General features: G+C 40.9%; 18 protein-coding genes, 1 pseudogene and 2 other annotated features. Of the genes and pseudogenes, 7 read left to right on the top strand and 12 right to left on the bottom strand.

Annotation, left to right across the window (positions count from 1 at the left end; translation table 11 throughout):
- Positions 1 to 15: 15 nt before the first annotated feature.
- From thrS to AKG37_RS17395, 7 genes are all read right to left on the bottom strand, one after another.
- Positions 16 to 1,944, bottom strand: coding sequence for a threonine--tRNA ligase (thrS, locus tag AKG37_RS17425; protein ID WP_078061046.1), 1,929 nt, complete (start codon positions 1,942 to 1,944; stop codon positions 16 to 18).
- Positions 1,945 to 1,996: 52 nt separating this feature from the next.
- Positions 1,997 to 2,220 (bottom strand) — a binding site (T-box leader).
- A 37-nt stretch (positions 2,221 to 2,257) separates the two neighbouring features.
- Positions 2,258 to 2,481 (bottom strand) — a binding site (T-box leader).
- A 74-nt stretch (positions 2,482 to 2,555) separates the two neighbouring features.
- On the bottom strand, positions 2,556 to 3,740 hold the full coding sequence (locus AKG37_RS17420) for a DUF1835 domain-containing protein (RefSeq protein WP_060699978.1): 1,185 nt from the start codon (positions 3,738 to 3,740) through the stop codon (positions 2,556 to 2,558).
- A 284-nt stretch (positions 3,741 to 4,024) separates the two neighbouring features.
- Positions 4,025 to 4,855 (bottom strand): DNA alkylation repair protein, encoded by an 831-nt coding sequence (locus AKG37_RS17415; RefSeq protein WP_060699977.1) that lies wholly within the window; start codon positions 4,853 to 4,855, stop codon positions 4,025 to 4,027.
- Between the two features lie 172 nt (positions 4,856 to 5,027).
- Complete coding sequence (locus AKG37_RS17410; protein ID WP_060699976.1) at positions 5,028 to 6,215, bottom strand: MFS transporter; 1,188 nt, start codon at positions 6,213 to 6,215, stop codon at positions 5,028 to 5,030.
- 26 nt (positions 6,216 to 6,241) lie between these two features.
- Positions 6,242 to 7,069, bottom strand: a complete 828-nt coding sequence (locus AKG37_RS17405) for a MerR family transcriptional regulator (RefSeq protein WP_060699975.1) — start codon at positions 7,067 to 7,069, stop codon at positions 6,242 to 6,244.
- A gap of 334 nt (positions 7,070 to 7,403) precedes the next feature.
- Positions 7,404 to 7,727 (bottom strand): carboxymuconolactone decarboxylase family protein, encoded by a 324-nt coding sequence (locus tag AKG37_RS17400; protein ID WP_060699974.1) that lies wholly within the window; start codon positions 7,725 to 7,727, stop codon positions 7,404 to 7,406.
- A gap of 26 nt (positions 7,728 to 7,753) precedes the next feature.
- Positions 7,754 to 8,143, bottom strand: a complete 390-nt coding sequence (locus AKG37_RS17395) for a tautomerase family protein (protein ID WP_060699973.1) — start codon at positions 8,141 to 8,143, stop codon at positions 7,754 to 7,756.
- A gap of 111 nt (positions 8,144 to 8,254) precedes the next feature.
- On the opposite strand from AKG37_RS17395, the gene AKG37_RS17390 reads away from it, so the two are divergent.
- A complete protein-coding gene (locus AKG37_RS17390; RefSeq protein WP_060699972.1) occupies positions 8,255 to 9,139 on the top strand; it encodes a LysR family transcriptional regulator in 885 nt (294 codons plus the stop codon).
- 29 nt (positions 9,140 to 9,168) lie between these two features.
- Here AKG37_RS17390 and AKG37_RS17385 read toward each other — a convergent pair whose 3' ends face one another.
- The 3 genes from AKG37_RS17385 to AKG37_RS17375 form a co-directional block, all read right to left on the bottom strand.
- A complete protein-coding gene (locus AKG37_RS17385) occupies positions 9,169 to 9,582 on the bottom strand; it encodes a DUF6508 domain-containing protein (protein ID WP_060699971.1) in 414 nt (137 codons plus the stop codon).
- Positions 9,583 to 9,686: 104 nt separating this feature from the next.
- Positions 9,687 to 11,072: a 23S rRNA (uracil(1939)-C(5))-methyltransferase RlmD gene (rlmD, locus tag AKG37_RS17380; protein ID WP_060699970.1), complete on the bottom strand. Its 1,386-nt coding sequence runs from the start codon at positions 11,070 to 11,072 to the stop codon at positions 9,687 to 9,689.
- A 102-nt stretch (positions 11,073 to 11,174) separates the two neighbouring features.
- Positions 11,175 to 12,044, bottom strand: coding sequence for a DNA-3-methyladenine glycosylase family protein (locus AKG37_RS17375; RefSeq protein ID WP_060699969.1), 870 nt, complete (start codon positions 12,042 to 12,044; stop codon positions 11,175 to 11,177).
- 434 nt (positions 12,045 to 12,478) lie between these two features.
- Here AKG37_RS17375 and AKG37_RS17370 point away from each other — a divergent pair, with 434 nt between their 5' ends.
- From AKG37_RS17370 to AKG37_RS17360, 3 genes and pseudogenes are all read left to right on the top strand, one after another.
- The gene (locus AKG37_RS17370) at positions 12,479 to 12,991 is read left to right on the top strand and encodes a hypothetical protein (RefSeq protein ID WP_060699968.1); all 513 of its coding nucleotides are present in this window, start codon (positions 12,479 to 12,481) and stop codon (positions 12,989 to 12,991) included.
- Between the two features lie 132 nt (positions 12,992 to 13,123).
- A complete protein-coding gene (gene corA, locus AKG37_RS17365; protein WP_060699967.1) occupies positions 13,124 to 14,083 on the top strand; it encodes a magnesium/cobalt transporter CorA in 960 nt (319 codons plus the stop codon).
- Between the two features lie 33 nt (positions 14,084 to 14,116).
- Positions 14,117 to 14,608 (top strand): annotated as a pseudogene (locus AKG37_RS17360) (DUF2716 domain-containing protein).
- A 232-nt stretch (positions 14,609 to 14,840) separates the two neighbouring features.
- On the opposite strand, the gene pdaA reads toward AKG37_RS17360, so the two are convergent.
- Complete coding sequence (gene pdaA, locus AKG37_RS17355) at positions 14,841 to 15,632, bottom strand: delta-lactam-biosynthetic de-N-acetylase (protein WP_060699965.1); 792 nt, start codon at positions 15,630 to 15,632, stop codon at positions 14,841 to 14,843.
- Positions 15,633 to 15,733: 101 nt separating this feature from the next.
- Positions 15,734 to 15,925 (bottom strand): SE1561 family protein, encoded by a 192-nt coding sequence (locus AKG37_RS17350; protein WP_012009274.1) that lies wholly within the window; start codon positions 15,923 to 15,925, stop codon positions 15,734 to 15,736.
- Positions 15,926 to 16,071: 146 nt separating this feature from the next.
- On the opposite strand from AKG37_RS17350, the gene yfkAB reads away from it, so the two are divergent.
- The 3 genes from yfkAB to AKG37_RS17335 all read left to right on the top strand — a co-directional run bounded on the left by yfkAB (position 16,072) and on the right by AKG37_RS17335 (position 18,977).
- The gene (yfkAB, locus tag AKG37_RS17345) at positions 16,072 to 17,193 is read left to right on the top strand and encodes a radical SAM/CxCxxxxC motif protein YfkAB (protein ID WP_060699964.1); all 1,122 of its coding nucleotides are present in this window, start codon (positions 16,072 to 16,074) and stop codon (positions 17,191 to 17,193) included.
- 7 nt (positions 17,194 to 17,200) lie between these two features.
- Entirely contained in the window at positions 17,201 to 18,037 is an 837-nt protein-coding gene (locus AKG37_RS17340; protein WP_060699963.1) for a mechanosensitive ion channel family protein, read from the top strand.
- A gap of 220 nt (positions 18,038 to 18,257) precedes the next feature.
- A complete protein-coding gene (locus AKG37_RS17335) occupies positions 18,258 to 18,977 on the top strand; it encodes a YebC/PmpR family DNA-binding transcriptional regulator (protein WP_003218036.1) in 720 nt (239 codons plus the stop codon).
- Positions 18,978 to 19,117 lie beyond the last annotated feature (140 nt).

The following is a 19,117-nucleotide window of genomic DNA, read 5'->3' as shown; positions in this document are numbered from 1 at the left end:
TTCGTAATGAATTCATCACAGCATGTCTTGAGCCACTTTTCTGTCTTTTATTTGCTCAGCTGCCATGTGTTTAAAGTCCTCAATCGACAGCTGCTTTGAAGTCTTTGCTCCGTGCTGTCTGATATTTAGTGTGTTGTCTTGCATTTCTGTATCGCCAATGACAGCGATATAAGGGATTTTTTGCATTTGTGCTTCTCTCATTTTATAGCCAAGTTTTTCATCACGCTCATCGATTTTTGCTCTTATTCCGATACTTCTTAATTGCTGCTGCACCTCCAAGCAGTGATCAAGGTGAACAGTTGAGACAGGGATGATTTGTACTTGCACTGGTGCCAGCCATAACGGGAAGGCGCCGGCAAAATGCTCGATGAGTATGCCAAGAAAACGATCAAGAGAACCAAAAATGGCACTGTGAATGACAACTGGTCGTACCTTTTCATTCTTTTCATTGATATATGTTAAATCGAATTTCTCAGGCATTTGAAAATCAAGCTGAATTGTGGCGCATTGATGGCTCCGCTTTAGTGCATCTTTAATATGAAAATCGATCTTCGGGCCATAAAATGCCCCATCTCCTTCATTTAGCTGATAGTCAATCTTTAGCTGATCAAGCACATTTTTTAGCGCTGATTCAGATATATCCCAAATGGCATCATCCCCTAATGCCTTTTCTGGACGAGTGGAAAGCTCGACTGAATACTCAAACCCAAATGTCCGATACACATGATCAACTAATTGGAAAATCCGTTTGATTTCAGCTTCGATTTGATCTTCTCTTAAAAAAATATGGGCATCGTCTTGGCAAAATGTTCTGACCCTGAACAATCCATTTAATGCTCCGCTGAATTCATGACGATGCACCTGACCAAACTCAGCCATTCTGATTGGAAGGTCTCTGTATGAATACAAGCTGTTTTTGAACATAAGCATGTGCCCTGGACAGTTCATAGGTTTTAAAGCAAAGCTTGTATGGTCTACTTCTGAAAAATACATATTTTCATGATAATGATCCCAGTGCCCTGACTTTTCCCAAAGCTCTTGGTTCATCATAAACGGTGTACTCACTTCTTCGTATTGCGCTTTGCCTCGCACTTCTCTTGAAAAAGCCATTAATTCATTTCGAACAAGCTGACCTTTTGGTAAATAAAACGGCATGCCTGGCGCTTCTTCTGAAAACATAAAGAGGGATAACTGTTTCCCTAATTTCCGGTGATCACGTTTATTTGCTTCTTCCATGAAATGAAGGTAATCAGCTAGATGTTTTGGGTGTTGAAATGCCACACCATACACTCTCTGCATCACATCCTGATTGCTATCTCCCCGCCAATAAGCCCCTGCAACACGTGTGAGTTTAAAGGCTTTTAAATACCCTGTAGAAGGTAAATGGGGACCACGGCACAAATCGATAAATTCTCCTTGCTGATAAACCGTGATGGCTTCTTCGGAGGGCAGACCTTTTAAAATATCCATTTTATATGGATCATGTGCAAACAGCGCTTCCGCTTCTTTGTAAGAGACCTCCATTCTTTGGATGGGATGATTCTCGTTAATGATTTGTTCCATCTCTTTTTCAATCACCGCCAAATCCTCTACGCTCAACGTTTGATTGAGCTTCATATCATAGTAAAATCCATTTTCGATGACTGGTCCTATACCTAGTGTGACATGGTCATATAACCTTTTCACAGCCTGGGCTAAGACGTGTGAAAATGTATGGCGCATTACTTCAAGCCCTTCTTTTGAATCAAGTGTGACAATTGACAGCTCAGCATCGCTGTCCAGCTGATCACTTAAATCAACCATTTGATCATTAATCTTTCCAGCCACTGCTTTTTTTCTTAAGCTCGGACTAATAGAGGAGGCAACTTCTGCGATCGTCGTACCTGCGGAAAACTCCTTTATCTTTCCATCTGGAAATGCAATCTTCACCATGTTTTCTCTCATGACTGACACACCTTTCATTTTTTTTGAAATAAAAAAACACACCCATCCCTCATAGAGGGACGAATGTGTAATCCGTGGTTCCACCCAAATTCCCATAACGCGTATTCGCTTTATGGCTCTGGTGCCGTAACGTGGCATTGACGGTATTGGATACTGCAATTTTCCCCAATACAGCTCAAAGGTGGTAAGACAACTTTTCTGCGTTAGGAAGATTTCAGCGTGACTTCCCTCTCTGGTAACCGTAAAAGCTGCTCATGTCCTTTTCAAAGCAATGATCCTATATGAGTGAACAAAAAAACACACCCATCCCTCATAGAGGGACGAATGTGTGATCCGTGGTTCCACCCAAATTCCCATAACGCGCATTCGCTTTATGGCTCTGGTGCCGTAACGTGGCGTAGACGATATTGGATACTATGATTTCCCCAATACAGCTCAAAGGTGGTAAGACCATTTTTCTGTGTTAGGAAGATTTCAGCGTCACTTCCCTCTCTGGTAACCAGTAAAAATGGCTCATGTCCTTTTCTTCGCTTTTAATTTCTCCATATCTTACATGATGATGATGGATGATGTAAAGGATTATTTTGTACAGTGATAACGAAATTCATTCTTTAAATGTAATATTGCGCGTATTCACTTGGGCTGTATTCAATTTGAAACGCAGGAGATAAAGCTCGTTTCACTTCTTCAGTGATACGCTCTCCTTCTTGATTGAACTTCCTTTCCATGTCTACGCCATTTGGCAGCAAATCATCGGTCTCTTCGTCAAACCAGCGGCCATACTGTATGTTCCAATTCCAGATCTTTGAGAAAAGAGTATCACTCATTGGTACATCATCTCTTTCTAAATGACATTGACAATGCCCACAATGAAAAGGTTCACCACCGTAATCTCCTTCAATTTTCACAAAAGGATGATCCTCAAACTCTCGACAGCACACCCATTTTTTGAAGTTCTGACCGAACTCTGTCAGTTTAATCGAGTAATAACGCATGGAAGTTCTTTTTCCTTTCATGTCAAACATCCCTTGATCAATTAATGTCTTCAATCGATATTCAATAAAATCATCGCCGAAATACTGATCTAAATGACCAATGACTTCTCCTATTAAGCGTGGAGTGACGATATACTCCTCTTCTGGCGCGGACTGATGAAGCCGCTTAGTCATTTTCACTAAATAAGCATCAAATTCATCTTCTGGTACGCTGATCACTTGTCCTTTTTGCCATATCCGCAGCATATGATTTTCTTTAGCAAGTGAAAGCCATTCGTTTTGTAATCTTTCTCTCTCTTCTTTTGTCACTGGATGAATATGCTCTTTACTCTCATACAAAATTTTAAATTTTTCAGATGCGATTTCTCCGGAATGTCGAAGGATCATTCTTCTTGTATTCGTATTGAACAGCTGATCAAATGCTGTCGTTATATTGATTACAGACAATTCAATGCTTTTCTCTTTTAATAAATAGATGGCATATCGCAAGCCAATTTGCTCATGTGCATTACTGCCTGTCCAGATGAGAATACGGCTGCCAGCTTTTATTTCTTTTATTTGCTGAAGCATTCTCTGCTGATCGTTAACCATGTCATCAAAATAGCCAAATTCATTTGACATCACGTTACGCAGCCACTCTATACGGTTCGCTTGTCCTTTTTGTTCGTGTAAATGTAGAAGTGGTCCAATTGAATAGATATCATCAAAAGCGATGACATCATCTATTTGTTTTTGCTTCATTTCACGTATTGCTTGTTTTAAACTACCGGCAGCTGCCGCCCCAAATATGATATGTATCATCATTCGTCTCCCTTTATCTTACATTTTATTTCATCTTCACCTATTCATGGTTCTTTCGTCAATTCTATTGAGTCAATTTCATTCAAAAGTATGACAACGATATAATAGATTTACAGAAAGAATAAAGGCCGAAACGATGAGACTAGGTTTTTCATAAAAAACAAAAAGCCCCAAGTAATGGGGCCCATCTACGTACAAAAAATTCAACTCGCTCTAAGATTTTTTTCTGAATGTTTTATTGATAGAAATCTCCTCAAAAAAAGAATGTCATTTCATATCATAATTCACAAATTCTCCTTCACAATCGTTCTCTTGGCTTTTTTAACAATTCTGCTAGTCGCTTTTGTATCAGAATCCATTGACCACTGTTCGCACAGGTTTCGTACCCAATCTGGCTGTGTTTTGCTAGCGTCATTCAGCCAGTTTCCTACAGAATCTTGAACATATGTTGATGGATCAGATTTGAGGTCATCTAGAATAGGCAGTGCCCTCTCTGGTTCCTGCTTTAATAACTCAATATGCTTTGTCCATACACCTCTTGGACGGATCGCCTCTACAGAGAACCGGCGAATATGTTCATCCTCGCTTTTTGCCCATTCGGTTAAATATTCTATACTTTGATCGAGCTGTTGACTTAGACTTTCTCTCACTGACATCCAAGCAATTTCGCGTACACCAAAATGATGATCAGCTGCAAATGGCTGAATGTACGCTAGTTTCTCTTCCAAAGAGGATGAACGCTGCTTGTTCATATAAGCAGCCCAGCAGCGGACGCTATCAGATATGTGACGGCTGCATGCCTGTATGACTTCCACTCTTTTTTCCTCATTTTCTTCCTGCAGCACTTCATCTAACAAATGACCGATAAGACGAATCGCTTTCATGCCTGACTCCGCTTTTTGTTTCGCGATTTCAGCTGAAAGATCGTTGAAATGTTTGTCTAAACCAATGGACGGCAATACATGCTGTAATAGAGTCACATGATTGACAGCCAGCCACTCAGTTAAATTGACACTCTCTAACTCTCCCTGATTTAAAAGAATCAAGACGTCATGAGGAATGTCACTCCCTTTTCGAGCGCCTTTACGGTTGATTATTTCCTCACTTATTGGCACGATGTATTCTCTCCTGTCTAGCAGTATTTTGGATTAGTGTAAAATGGATATGTTTATTCTTTGGATATTTACTCCTATTGTAGCAAATAAACAACTTAGCTGGTTCATTCTTCAAAACATAAAAAGAAACTACTCGAAATAAGTAGTTCCCTCAATAAAAAACTGAATACGATTACCTTCCATGCTCCATCACTTTCAAACTCTTATGCTGAGAGATTCGGTCAAACGCCACCATCAGGATGGTCATGAGTAAAGCGAGAAGAACCGTTCCAGCACTGATCCAGCTTAGGTTCAATAGAGATGTCCTGCTTAATACAAGTCCTCCTAACCCCGATCCTAAAGCAAAGCCGAATTGAATAAATGATGTATTAACACTTAATGCGATATCAGGAGATTTGGGTACAAGTGTTACAAGATATAGCTGCTGAGCTGGTGATGTACTCCATGTAGCGATCATCCATATCATGATAACCGCCACCATGATCACGAGATTCCCTGTCACAAATGCTAGCAGCATGAGCATGATGATTTGTAGAATAATTCCGGAGAAAATCGTAAAAATTGGGCCCCTTTTATCTGCTGCAATCCCTCCAAGACTGGAGCCTAAAAAGCTGCATATTCCCGCTAGTAACAAAATGCCGCTGATTTCTGTGATGCTAAGGTTTGCTGCTTCTTGCAGGAAGGGTGTTAAATAGGTAAATAAAGTGGAATATCCTCCTACATAAAAGAGTGTCACTGCCACCGCAAGCAAAATTCTCTTATCTTTTAATATTGATAATTGCATCCCAAGCGTTACCGGTTCTTGTTCTTTCATCGAAGGGATGCGCCTATACACAACAATCAGCGGAATGAGCGTGATCAATCCAATGGCTGCGAATAATGCTTTCCATCCAATCATGCTGCTTAGAAGTGTCCCGATTGGCACACCTAAAACCAAGGAACTGCTGAGTCCCATTAAAATGATGCCAATGGCTGTTCCTCTTTTTTCTCGTTCGACAAGACGAGTGGCCACAGCCATTGCCACCACAATAGCCGTCCCTCCACTAATACCTTGTAAAACCCTTGTCATCAGCACCATTTCAAACGTATGGCTGACACTTGTGATGATATTACTGACAATAAAAATGATCAGCATCCATGATAATATTTTTCTGCGGTCTATATTGATGGTCAGTGCAATGACAATCGGTGCGCCAATTGCTGCTGAGAGTGCTAATGATGTGACCAATAAACCAGCAGCTGATGTCGTGACATGTAAATCATCTGCGACCATTTGAATAATGCCTGTAATGATATATTCGATCGTTCCGATTAAAAAGGCTGCTAAAGCAAGTAAATAAACAACGGCTTTATTTTTCATCGTGACGTTTCTCCTTTGGGCAATGTTTACGATTTGACTTCATTTTTAATAGGAATTTGAATTTCAATGAGTCTTCCTTCTTCACTTTCAGACAATGGATAATAAATCTCTCTGCCCGGCTGATCTTCTTTCACGCGGTATCCGTTATGTTCAATCCATGATGCCAGGTCAACGCAAGCAGATTGTGCAAAGGGAGAATCTGAATGAAATAATAGCGTCGCCATTGTTTCTTCAGCTGGTAACGTATGGATTGTGATGCCCTGAGGCAGAGATTCCTTTAACGCTTTGGCGGAATACCCAACCTCAAATTCGAACTCGCTTTCTTTAGCAAGTGATTCCCTCCACAGCACGATTTGTGGCTCAGAGATCCATTCTTGCTGATGTTTATGTAACAAATGATGAAACGTTTGAAAAAATGATGGAATGTCGTCAACAGTTCCATTAGATTGAAAAGACATGATGCGTTTGCTTTCAACCGATTTGATGATGACCTCCTGTTCTTTTTCAACACACCCCTCTCGTTTGATGAGGTGCATCCGCTCCTTAATCCGTGCTAATTTCTGTTGTTCTCTCTCGATCAATTGCTGAATCTCACTCTCTTTCAAGAGAAACATGCCCTGAATCTGCTCGACAGAAATATCTTCACGAAGAAGCTGACTCATTTGCTTTAACGTAAAGCCTAATTCCTTGTACAGAAAAATCCGATTGACCTCAAGCAGCTGCTCAGCTGAATAATATCGGTAACCGGAATCTTGATCGATCTGCTTAGGCTTTAATAAATCAATTTGGTCATAATACCTTAAGGTTTTGACAGGGACTTTACTTAACATAGAAAAATCACCGATCTTGAACATCCTGTATCTCCTCCGTTTTATTGATCTGATCACAGTATAAACCTTTCAGTAAAGGGGAAAGTCAACAGAAGAATTTAAAATACAATTGATTCGCATATAAAAAGCCCTATCTAAAATAGGGCTCAGATTGTTAACAAAGGGCTAAAATGATCTTTTTTTAGCCCTTTGTCTTCTTTTCAGCGTGATAGAAAACCTTTGAAGTCTAGGAAGATCGAGCACTGGAGCGGAACGAGTTTGACATTCATGAGCACCAGCGCGCAGAGCTGACAACGAATGCGAGGGTTTGTCTACACGCTGAGCCCTATCTAAAATAAGGCTCGTTGTTTGATGAACTTTATTTGTCCTCCAAAATATGTTTAGCCGCTTCTAGTGCTGAAGCAGCTTTAGGCCAACCAATATAAAAACTAAGATGTGTGATGACTTCAATCAATTCGTTCTTCGTTAGACCATTTTCCTTTGCAAGATGTAAATGGTATTCTAGCTGATTCAGGCTGCCAGTACTTACTAAGGCTGAGACTGTAATCATACTTCGATCTCTTAGAGAAAGCTCTTCTCTTCGCCACAAATCCCCAAAGAGAACTTTTTCGGAGTACTCAACAAATGCTGGAGCAAAATCTCCGAGGGTTAATTTCACAGTTGTCTTAATTGGTTCATGCATACTTATTTCCTCCTTCATTCGTTCCGTTACTTGATCATCTGAGCAAGTCCTTCTCCAAAGGACCAATTCTCCAAACCCGTCTCAACCAGCATAATGAATACATTTTCTTTCGGTATATGGAGTTGGTTATACAACCGATTAGCTATTTCCTTATATAAAGACCGCTTCTGCTCCTGTGTTCTTCCTGAACCACATGTAATCTGGATATACAAGAGCCCCTGATCCCTCTCATGACGAAGAAGATAATTGGGGTCATAATAAAATTCTCCTTGATTATGTGAACTGAACACCTGAAAGTAGTCTTTTTTAGGAACATGAAATTCTTTCATCAGAGCCTTCATGATCGTTTGGCTAATAGAAGCTAAGCTTTCTTTATCGTACTCACCTTCCATATAACTCACTTTTACAAATGGCATGTATGTCATCTCCCTTCTTCTGTTTCACTTCATTTTACATCCCTACACTCGTTTTATATAATTGAATATTATATAGAAATATATTTATATATCGAATGGAGATTATCGGAAATGGATTTAAAAGAATTAAAAGCTTTTCAAGCCGTGATTCAGGAAGGAACTTTCTCAAAAGCCGCTCATAAATTGAATTATGCACAGTCGACCATAACGAATCAGATTAAACGATTAGAAAAAGAGTTAGGATTTCAATTGTTTGTGCGAGGATGGGAGGCTGAATTAACCCCTTCTGGGAAATTGTTTGCCAAAGAAATTGATCAACTGATTCTCCATTGGAATTTTGTATTAGATCAGTCTCAAAAATTCAAAAAAGAAGAAATCGGAACCTTGAATATAGGCGTCATAGAACCTATCGCTGCCTCTATTCTTCCTTCCGTTCTTCAAACATTCAGAAAACAAAAACCGAATATCACATGCCACTTTATCATCGGTAATACAGATTTCCTTCACAAACAGCTACTCAAAGGGGAGATCGATTTTGCTATTGCAGGGGAACCCGTGATGAACACACTTCCGTTTGAGGAGTTGTACAAAGAGGAAATGTCTTTTATTATCGCAAAACAGCAGGCAGATCAAGTTGGAACGATTTCATTCATCAAGGACCTTTATGAACAGCCTTTGATCATAGGCGGGGAAAGTTGTTTATATCACATGAAGTTACAAAAGGAACTTTCAAGAATACATGTGGAGCCCTTCACTTATACCGTCAGCCAGATTTCAGCCATTCCATCATTTCTAAAAGGATTTCCCTCTGTCGGAGTCGTCCTTTCCTCTACCCCATTGTCAGATGATTTTGTGAAAGTTCCAATTGAGATGGAGGACCCTTTTATCCCGATAGGAATCTTAACTCATAAAGAGCCCCATCTCTCTCTGGAAAATACCAAGCAGCTGCTGCTTGATCTATTTCGTCAAGAAGCGGAGCAATTCACATGCTCGTGATCTCGTATCAGAAATAAAAAACCTAGATTTCATACATCTAGGTTTTTTAATCTTTCAAGCCATTTTAAGATGGCTCCATTTTTAAAGAAATTGAATATGGCTCCCTCACTAAATCGCTCAGCTCTCAAAACCCCCATGATGAGAGCAAGTACACACTGCGCATTTAAATTTGAAATGTCCACATGCTCCATATCGTTCGTTCCCCATTCAATGCCATTTTCTTTGAGAATTTCTCTGTAGCGGGTAAGTTCCATTTCTTGATGCTGTTCTGCAAAGATATAGACATCTTCAATAAAGTGTTGGACCGTTTCGGAATAATTCACAAAGGGCATCTGGATTGGGCGTTCAACCGATCCATCATTTTCCTGATCGATCACCCATTCTCCGATACGATCCTCCTGAAGCATTGGTATGTATTTTGTTAGAATCTCGAATTGATTCATTCTTTTCCCCTCTTTTCATGAATTAGTAGATAAAAAAATCCGTAATCATCCTACCAGTTAGGAACCAGTATTCAAATCACGGACAGTCTTATTCACTTCACTTTTTACACTCTTATCATTGATACAACGGTCTCCACATGCGCCGTATGCGGGAACATATCGACTGGCTGCATGTATTCGATTTTGTAGTCTTTTGACATGTATTCAAGGTCTTTTGCTAGTGTGGATGGGTTGCAAGAGACGTAGACAAAGCGTTTTGGTTTGACTTGTTTGACGGTGTCTAAGAAAGTGCGCTCACAGCCTGTTCTTGGCGGGTCGACGACGATGACGTCAGGACGGAAGCCTTCTTTGACCCATTTTGGCAGCCAGTGTTCCGCTGTTCCTGTCACATAGGTCGCGTTTTTCATGCCGTGTTTTTTGGCATTTTTCTTCGCATCATCAATGGATTCTTTGATGACATCCATTCCTCTTACTTCTTTGGCGCCATCTGAGAGCCACATCCCAATTGTTCCAACGCCGCAAAACGCATCGACGACCTTTTCTTTGCCAGTCAGTTTGGCTGCTTTTTTCGCTTCGTCGTAAAGCTTTAGCGTCTGCTTCGGATTCAGTTGGAAGAAAGCACGTGCACTTAGTTCGAAAGAGACGTCTCCTAAAAATTCTTGGATGACTATATTGCCAGCTAGGTGAGATGTTTTATGGCCGAAAATGACTGATGTTTTTTCGCCATTGATATTATGCATAATGGATGTCACTTCTGGCAGTCGTTTTTGAATGGCTTCGGCGATTTCTTTTTTCTTTGGAAATTCAGGTTTTGATGTGACAAGAACGACCTGTACTTCACCTGTTTCAAAGCCGACACGCACAACAATCGAGCGTACGTCGCCTTTTCTTGTCCGTTCATTGTAGACCGATACGCCGAATTTCTCTAAAATTTTGCGGACAACGCCCGTTGTTTTGTTCGTTTTTGGATGCTGGACGATACATTCCTTGATCGGTACAAGCTTATGAGAATTAAGTCCATAAAGTCCTGCAATGATGTCCCCGCTATGAGAACGTCCAACTTGGAACTGGCTTTTGTTTCGGTAGTGCCATGGATCTTCCATGCCGATCGTTGGCCGAATATCAAGCTTTTCAACCGATAGCTTTGTATGTCGTTCCATTGATTGAATGACAATATCACGTTTTTCCTTTAGCTGCTGCTCGTACGCCAAATGCTGAAGCTGACAGCCCCCGCACTGCTCGTATACTGGGCATGGCGGTTTGACTCGATGCTCAGAGCGCTTTCGTACTTTTCTGACCGTACCTTCTGAAAATTTTGCTTGGACATTCGTGGCTTCAACCACCACTTCTTCACCTGGTAACGCGCCTGGGACAAAGACCACTTGCTTTTTAAAATAACCGACCCCTTCTCCATTAATGCCAAGGCGTTTAATGGTTAGCGGGAACTGCTGTCCCTTTTGCAAAAGGGCACCTTGTTGTTTTTCTTTCACTTTGTTCTCTCCGTTCTATTTGAACCCTTGATAGGTTGTCTTCATTTTATTCCATCTCATTAGTATATCACGACTTGGACAAAGAGAGAAAATGCCTTTCATTTATTTATCTGTCTCAATGCTTCTCCATAAATATAAAGAAGCGTAGCTTAAATATGGAATCCACTCCTTGCTTAAGACTGCCATCTCCTCTTTTGTCGGCTTTTCAGGCAAATCAAAATGCCGTTTGATCGCGTTTTGAATTCCGATATCTGCCACTGGAAAGAGATTCGGTCTTCCAAGCCCATTCATGAGGACATTTTGAACCGTCCAAGGTCCAATGCCTCTAATTGGAAGCAGACGTTCTTCCACCTCTAGATCAGATAAATCATGTAATTCGTCTAAACAAAGAGAACCGCTCACAATTCGTTTCGACACATCAATGACATATTCCGCTTTCCGCTGACTAAATTGCAGCTGCCTCAAATCCTCCACTTTAAGTGATGCGATGGTTTCTGGTAAAGGATCAAACCATACGCCTTCTATCTGCTCGCCGTACGTATGGACAAACCGTTTCGTGAGCTCGTAAGCAAACGAAAGATTAAGCTGCTGATGAATGATGCATTTCATCAAACAATGATATAAATGAAAATCGAGCATGAGCGGCGTTCCAATATGCCGTTCAAAAATGGACGCTAGATTCGTTTGAGAAAAATGGTCATGCACGATGCGTAATTGATGCTCCATGCCAAATATCCTCTTCACTTCAGAAAGGATGGGTTCCTCCGGGCCATTTGCTTGAACCCGAAACGAAGGCGCGTCTTTTGTTCCTGTTGCTTGAACGACCGCAATGTACGGCTTATGATCCATCCTCAGCGGTACTTTAATTTCTCTTTTATCTAAATCGACTGCCTTTAATGGATCGCTCGACATTCGTCTGAGCACTTGATCGAAATGATACGGCGGGTCTACTACCAGATGTTTTTCCCACATACATGTCCTCTTCCTTTCTGCCAACACACGCAGATGTGATTGTTTCATTTTGCATGAATGATTCTCTATATTGAATACTATTAAACATAAAGAGTACAAGAATTTATCAGTTATATCTTCCTTATTTGTGGTCATTCTCCTTTTGGATAGACGAAAGTTTTTAGTCGAATTCAGCTAACATTCGACAGCAATCTTCAACATTTTAGGAGCATTTTCCTTAAATTAGAAATAGAACCTCTGGGTGATATCTTCCTCCCTAAATATATTTGTATAATTATGACATATCAAGGAGGTGAACAAAGGAATTAGCGGATTAGGCAATCATTTGTTTTATCTTGCAAGAACATATTTACCTCATTGATAACCGGCTTCACCTAGTTTCACATTTTACGAAAAAGAAGACCCAATATTTAAAAACAAAGGAGATCCGACCAATGAAAAAAACCATTCTTTCTGTTGCACTTGCCACTGCTGTTTCTTCGACACTGCCATTATTCGCTGACGCTGCTGAGCCAAAAGCTTCAGCACCTGTTTCTACTACACTTCAGCAAACTGTATTAAACAAAGCAGCTGAAGGTAAAGCAGGAACTACTGCTAGCCCTAATGTTAACGTAAACTTTGATGTTCTTGGAATTGCTAATGCGATTGTAAATGCAGTAAATGCCAATGCAAACCGTTCTGGTTTCGTAAAAAGCGTAATGGAAAGCACATTCTACGCTGCTGGCGGCAGATATAACGTCATGGTCTTTAACCTAAGCCAAAACTACGAAGACCGTTTTAACGGCGTCAAAACTTTCGCTACTGCGAATCTCGGAAATGTTGTTTACGGTATTTGGGTATTCGAAAGTGGTACATTTAAAAACAACGGCGATGGCGGTTGGGATAACTGGGCGTTTAGAGGCTGGTTTGACCGTCAAGATAAATTCGTTACTTTCCATCGTCCTTAATTCTCGGTTTTATCCATCAATCATACACGCACATTTAACCGATCTCTTTCTGAGATCGGCTTTTTTTATGGATAAAACGTATAAGTTCACCGACACTGCTTCATGATATAATGCAAGTCTGGAGGGGTGCACATGCTGAGAAAACTTGCAGTGACAAAAAACGGCGACTTGATTGAACATGCAACATTGCAGCAGCTTTCAAGCCCCGATATCGCCTGGTATTGGATTGATTTTCATGCGCCAACGGAAAAAGAAGCAGCGCTTTTAAAGGAATATTTTCAGTTCCATCCGCTTGCGATTGAGGATTGCTTCCATTATTTGCAGCGGCCGAAGCTTGATTTTTATGAGGGGTATTTATTTTTCGTGCTGCATGCCCTTAATCAAAAAACGCTTCGATCTGAGGAAGTTGATCTGTTTGTTGGTAAAAACTATATCGTGACCTTTCATTTGAAGGAAGCGCCATACATTGATCGTGTCATTCGAAAGCTCAAGGGATCTGATAAAGAAAGAAACAGCGGACCTGAGCATATTGCCTACATGCTGATTGATCAGCTTGTTGATGATTATTTCCCTATTATTTATCAAATAGAGGACAGGCTGAATGAAATTGAAGATGAAGAAGGTCATAAAACGTATGGCACGTTGATGAACGAAGTATTCGGAATCCGATCCGATTTGCTCAAACTGCGAAGAACGATTATCCCGATGAGGGACCTTTTATATCGTATTGTGAACACAAATACGATGAAAAGCGATACAAACCGCCAAGCGTATTTTAATGATATTTACGATCATCTTTTGAAACTAACAGAGATCGTTGAATCAAACCGGGACATGACAGCGGATTTACGAGACAGCTATCAGACGCTGAATTCCAATCGGATGAATGCGATCATGATGACATTGACCATTGTGTCGACGATTTTTATTCCACTAACCTTTATTGTTGGGGTGTACGGAATGAACTTTGATAACATGCCTGAATTACACTGGAAGTATGGCTATTTTGGCGTGCTGATTTTCATGGGTCTGCTCGTCACAGGTATGCTTTTGTGGTTTAAGCATAAAGGATGGTTCAGGATTTTCAAATAGTGTTTTGAGAGATGTACTTGGGAGGCAGCTAATATGGAAAACTGGATTCCACTGACTAATAAAGAACTAAAGTACGTATGGAATACATTTTATCGAGATTTCAAATTTAAACCAAGCATCTCTCGCTTTCCCGCTTTTCAAGTCCCCTCTCCTTTTATCACATATGATATTTCTGCTTACTTTGAGGAACCTTCTCTTCTACTTGCAGATGAAGATCTTGAAGAGAAGGCGTTACTTGTTTTTCAGGAGCAGATCAAAGCAGATGAATATATGCTGGCACTTGATTGGCAGCACGAATGCTACTGGGTCACACCACATGGTTCGTTTGAAAAAGATGAATTTGGAGAATGGAGAGTACCTGTGCTTCCTAATTGAGACTACTATTTCTTTTTATCAAAAGAGATGCATTGGGGAATGCTAGGACACCCTTGGGAGCAAAGTATCACGATTTTCGGTGAGGGCTTGATTGACTCTTTTAAGCGCCATCCTCCCATTTTGTTTCAACGTCAAATGAGAGAAGGATAAACAAAAAAGCTCGCAGATTTCTGCAAGCTTCAAATTGTTGACAAAGAGCTAAAATGATCTTTATTTTAGCCCTTTGTCTTCTTTTCAGTGTGATAAAAAACTTTGCAGTCTAGGAAGGACGAGCATCGGAGCGGAGCGAATTTGACATTCGTGAGCACCGAAGCGCAGGACTGACAAAGAATGCGAGGGTTTGTCTACACGCTGAAGCCTGCAATCTTCTGCAGGCTTTTTTCTATAGCTGAGGCAGATGCCATACCTTTTCAAGCATGAGATCGTCTAGGCTTTTAAAGGAATATCCTTGTTTTTTCAGAGCCGTGATGGCATCATCCAGCGCTTCGGCATTGTCTCTTGAGACGGTATGAAGCAAGTAAATGGCACCTGGGTGCGCCTGCTTCATCATTTGATCGTAAGCATACTGTTTTCCTTTTTGATGATGGATATGCCAGTCCACAAACGCTACTGACCAGAAAACGGTTTGGTAGCCAAGCTGTTTCGTTTCTTTTAGTACCCTTTCGCTGAACACACCGCGAGGCGGACGAAGGTAGAGGTTATCCTGTTTTCCTGTGATTTTGTAAACAGCTTCATTGACACGGTCCAGTTCTTCTTTGATTTCTTTCGTACTCTTTGTTGTTAAATCTGGATGATGATAGGAATGGTTTCCAATGATATGCCCTTCCTCTGCCATCCGTTTAACAAGCCCAGGCTGGTCCTTTACAAAGTGACCTGTCACAAAAAAGGTGCCTGGTACTCGATGTTTTTTCAGCACATCTAAAATCTTTGGCGTGTACCCATTTTCATAGCCGTTGTCGAAGGTAAAATAAATCTCTTTCTTTTTCGTGTTTCCTAAATAGAAGGCATCATATTTTTTTAAAAGTACCGTCAATTCTTTGCCGGCATCTGGCGGCTTATGCTCTTTGCTTTTCGCAAATCCCCAGTGGATGGGCTTATTAGAGACGGCTTCCACTTCTGTGAGAGGCATGGAAACAAAAAGCGCACATAAACAGATGAGCATGTATTTTTTCATTTACGTCACTTCCCGGTTTTTCTTCTATTGTGCAGAATAAGACCGAGACTCATACACCAATTCACCTGCCAATTTAAAGAAAAAAGCCCGCAATGCGCGAGCTATTCTTCTTTCCAATCATTTTTAAATCGTTCATATTTCGCTTCTAGGTCGTCAATCATCTGGATCAGTCTGTCTATATCCTCAACGTCTGTTGATTCAGGATCTAATGAATCAATCACATTCATAAACATATCTAATCGGTTCTTTAAATAATCAACCTGCTGCTCTTTGCTGTCTGCTGCCTTGCCCATAGATACACTCCCTTTAGCATTTGTTTATAGCTTATCTTTTTTTCCCTTGTAAATCAATTGCATCCCCCTTGCGTATAACAGGGATGAGGCTTAAAATTAACTGTTGGCGGGTCTACGTTTGCCCGAATGAAAAGGAGATAGATACCATGAACCAAAAAACAGCACTTCGTCCGATTACACCTGCACACGACCCTTGGGAAGCCTATCTCGATGTGCAGGAATACGGAGAAATGAAGCTGACAAATATCGAATTTACGACAACGACGTTATGTAACATGAGATGTGAGCACTGTGCGGTTGGCTATACTTTGCAGCCAAAAGACCCGAATGCATTGCCGCTTGATCTGCTGCTTCGCCGTTTAGATGAAGTACCGCTCCTGCGTTCCCTTAGTATTACAGGCGGAGAGCCGATGCTTTCTCTTAAGTCCGTACGGGAATATGTCGTTCCTTTATTAAAGTATGCCCATGAACGCGGCGTCCGTACACAAATCAATTCGAACTTAACCCTTGATTTGGCGCGATATGAAGAAATTATTCCATACTTAGATGTTCTTCACATTTCACATAACTGGGGCACTGTCGAAGAGTTTGCAACGGTCGGCTTTGCCATGATGGATCGAAAACCAACCTTTCAACAGCGCGAAAAATTATTTAACCGCATGATTGAAAATAGTCAGGCACTTGTTAAAGCCGGTGTGACAGTATCGGCTGAAACCATGCTAAATAAGCGCACGCTTCCATATATCGAACATATCCACCGGCAAATCGTGGAGGAAATGAAATGTCAGCGCCACGAAGTTCACCCAATGTACCCAAGTGATTTCGCCAGCGCCCTTGAATCATTGACACTTCCGCAAATGCGGGATGCGATTCATCAGCTGCTTGATATTCGTGATCAGAACACATGGATGCTGTTTGGCACCCTGCCATTTTATTCATGCAGCACAGATGAAGAAGACCAGCGCCTCCTCAACCGATTGCGCCAGGAGAAAAATGTCACAGTACGAAATGACCCTGACGGCCGCTCACGGTTGAATGTGAATATTTTTGATGGGAATATTATTGTGACAGACTTTGGCGATACACCGCCGCTTGGAAACATTGCAACTGATACATTGCAATCAGCCTATACACGCTGGATGGACACGAAATTAGCGAAAGAGCTGAATTGCCATTGCCCAAGCGTGCAATGCCTTGGTCCGAATGTTCTTGTGAAAAACAGCTATTATCAAGATGTTGATTTTACTTCTCGAACAGCCAGGGGGTAACCGATAGATGGACGATACATTTCTGACAGTGGTCAAAAACAAATACATTGAAATTCTCCTTGTTGGACTCGTTCTTTGGCTTGCCGTCTTTTTGATTAACAAAGCCATTCAAATTTTCTTTAAACGAACGGAATTCATTGAAGATAAGAAGAAGAAAACAATCGAAAGCTTGGTCAAATCCGTTACGAAATACACCGCTTCGATTTGCTTTGTTCTCTATGTCATTTCGCTCTTTTTTCATGACTTTGGGAAAATCCTTGCGGGTGCTGGTGTTGCTGGGATCGTCATCGGTTTTGGCGCCCAGACGCTCATTCGTGATATTTTAGCAGGCATTTTTCTCATCTATGAACGCCAGATTCATAAAGGGGATTATGTGACGGTGAATAACCTGTTTAATGGAACGATTGAAGAGATTGGTCTCCGCTCTCTGCAAATTAGAGAATGGAGCGGCAAGCTGTTAACCATTTCTAACGGGGATATCCGGCAAATCCAAAACTATAACATGCACTACATGCGGATTACGGAGTCAGTGTTAATTAGTGCGAATCAAAATCCAGATATCGCCTTTCAAGCACTTGAATCAGCCTGTGATCATTTAAATCAAATGCATTATGATTTGCTTAAAAAAGATGAATTTCAAAATGCCATTGAACCCTTTCAGGTTCATGGCATTATGGGTCTGAATAAACTGAATCGAGGAATTGAAATCACAGTGAAAGGAATGGTCGAAGATGAAAAATACTTCGAAGCTGCCCTCGCTGTGCGAAAAGAAATGATCAAACAACTTCATCAGCATGATATCAAATTACTCGAAGATCTCGTTTATCCTCAGCCTGCAAAATAACCTCATTTATGATGGGGTTATTTTTTATATACATGTTGCCGGGCTGACTCGGGCTCGCGAGAAACATGGAACACTTGAACATTCGCTAACAATTTTCTTCATTCCAGCCCTCTAACTTCTATCCTCTTGACTGATTCATGTATAATAGATAGCAGAATGATTTCATGCAGCATGGGGACCCTCATACTGTGTATTTTCTAAGTGAAAGAGAGTGAATAAGATGGGTCGTAAGTGGAACAACATTAAAGAAAAGAAAGCATCAAAGGATGCCAGTACAAGTCGTATTTACGCAAAATTCGGGCGTGAAATCTATGTGGCTGCCAAACAAGGTGAGCCAAACCCAGAATCAAACCAAGCACTTCGTTTTGTCCTAGAACGTGCAAAAACATATAGTGTTCCAAAACACATTGTGGACCGTGCCATTGAAAAAGCCAAAGGCGGTGCGGAAGAGAATTTCGATGAGCTGCGCTACGAAGGATTTGGTCCAAACGGATCAATGGTCATCGTTGATGCCCTCACCAATAACGTGAACCGTACAGCTTCAGATGTTCGAGCAGCATTTGGGAAAAACGGTGGAAACATGGGCGTAAGCGGCTCTGTTGCTTACATGTTTGACCAAACAGCTGTCATCGGTGTCGAAGGGAAAAGCGAAGAAGAAACGCTTGAGCTTCTAATGGAAGCAGATGTTGATGTACGTGACATCATGGAAGAAGATGAAACGGTTATTGTGTACGCTGAACCAGATCAATTCCATCAAGTTCAAGAAGCATTCAAACAAGCCGGCGTAGAAGAATTCACTGTCGCTGAAATCACGATGCTCCCGCAAAACGAAGTGACGTTAGATGATGAATCTAAAGCACAATTTGAAAAGCTGATCGATGTTTTAGAAGAGCTTGAAGACGTGCAGCAGGTTTATCATAATGTGGATTTAGGGGAATAAAAAACTTAAGCCATAGTAGTCGTTGAGTTCATTCAACTTCTACTATGGCTTTTTTATTTCCTCAAAAAAATGTAATATATGTATAAGATGTTAATGTCTACAATTTCCAAGGAGATGAGTTTCATTTTTAAAACATGGTG

Source organism: Bacillus australimaris (assembly GCF_001307105.1).
Taxonomy (GTDB): domain Bacteria; phylum Bacillota; class Bacilli; order Bacillales; family Bacillaceae; genus Bacillus; species Bacillus australimaris.
The sequence above is the reverse complement of the archived record's forward strand: the minus strand, read 5'-3'. Positions and strand labels throughout refer to the sequence as shown.

Bases quoted from the DNA above. Each gene is read 5' to 3' on its own strand.
- corA (WP_060699967.1), top strand. From the start codon at position 13,124: ATGCTGAGAAAACTTGCAGTGACAAAAAACGGCGACTTGATTGAACAT.
- AKG37_RS17390 (WP_060699972.1), top strand. From the start codon at position 8,255: ATGGATTTAAAAGAATTAAAAGCTTTTCAAGCCGTGATTCAGGAAGGA.
- AKG37_RS17410 (WP_060699976.1), bottom strand. From the start codon at position 6,215: ATGAAAAATAAAGCCGTTGTTTATTTACTTGCTTTAGCAGCCTTTTTA.
- AKG37_RS17340 (WP_060699963.1), top strand. From the start codon at position 17,201: ATGGACGATACATTTCTGACAGTGGTCAAAAACAAATACATTGAAATT.
- AKG37_RS17405 (WP_060699975.1), bottom strand. From the start codon at position 7,069: ATGTTCAAGATCGGTGATTTTTCTATGTTAAGTAAAGTCCCTGTCAAA.
- AKG37_RS17395 (WP_060699973.1), bottom strand. From the start codon at position 8,143: ATGCCATTTGTAAAAGTGAGTTATATGGAAGGTGAGTACGATAAAGAA.
- AKG37_RS17400 (WP_060699974.1), bottom strand. From the start codon at position 7,727: ATGCATGAACCAATTAAGACAACTGTGAAATTAACCCTCGGAGATTTT.
- pdaA (WP_060699965.1), bottom strand. From the start codon at position 15,632: ATGAAAAAATACATGCTCATCTGTTTATGTGCGCTTTTTGTTTCCATG.
- AKG37_RS17420 (WP_060699978.1), bottom strand. From the start codon at position 3,740: ATGATACATATCATATTTGGGGCGGCAGCTGCCGGTAGTTTAAAACAA.
- AKG37_RS17385 (WP_060699971.1), bottom strand. From the start codon at position 9,582: ATGAATCAATTCGAGATTCTAACAAAATACATACCAATGCTTCAGGAG.
- AKG37_RS17350 (WP_012009274.1), bottom strand. From the start codon at position 15,925: ATGGGCAAGGCAGCAGACAGCAAAGAGCAGCAGGTTGATTATTTAAAG.
- AKG37_RS17335 (WP_003218036.1), top strand. From the start codon at position 18,258: ATGGGTCGTAAGTGGAACAACATTAAAGAAAAGAAAGCATCAAAGGAT.
- yfkAB (WP_060699964.1), top strand. From the start codon at position 16,072: ATGAACCAAAAAACAGCACTTCGTCCGATTACACCTGCACACGACCCT.
- thrS (WP_078061046.1), bottom strand. From the start codon at position 1,944: ATGAGAGAAAACATGGTGAAGATTGCATTTCCAGATGGAAAGATAAAG.
- AKG37_RS17375 (WP_060699969.1), bottom strand. From the start codon at position 12,044: ATGTGGGAAAAACATCTGGTAGTAGACCCGCCGTATCATTTCGATCAA.
- AKG37_RS17370 (WP_060699968.1), top strand. From the start codon at position 12,479: ATGAAAAAAACCATTCTTTCTGTTGCACTTGCCACTGCTGTTTCTTCG.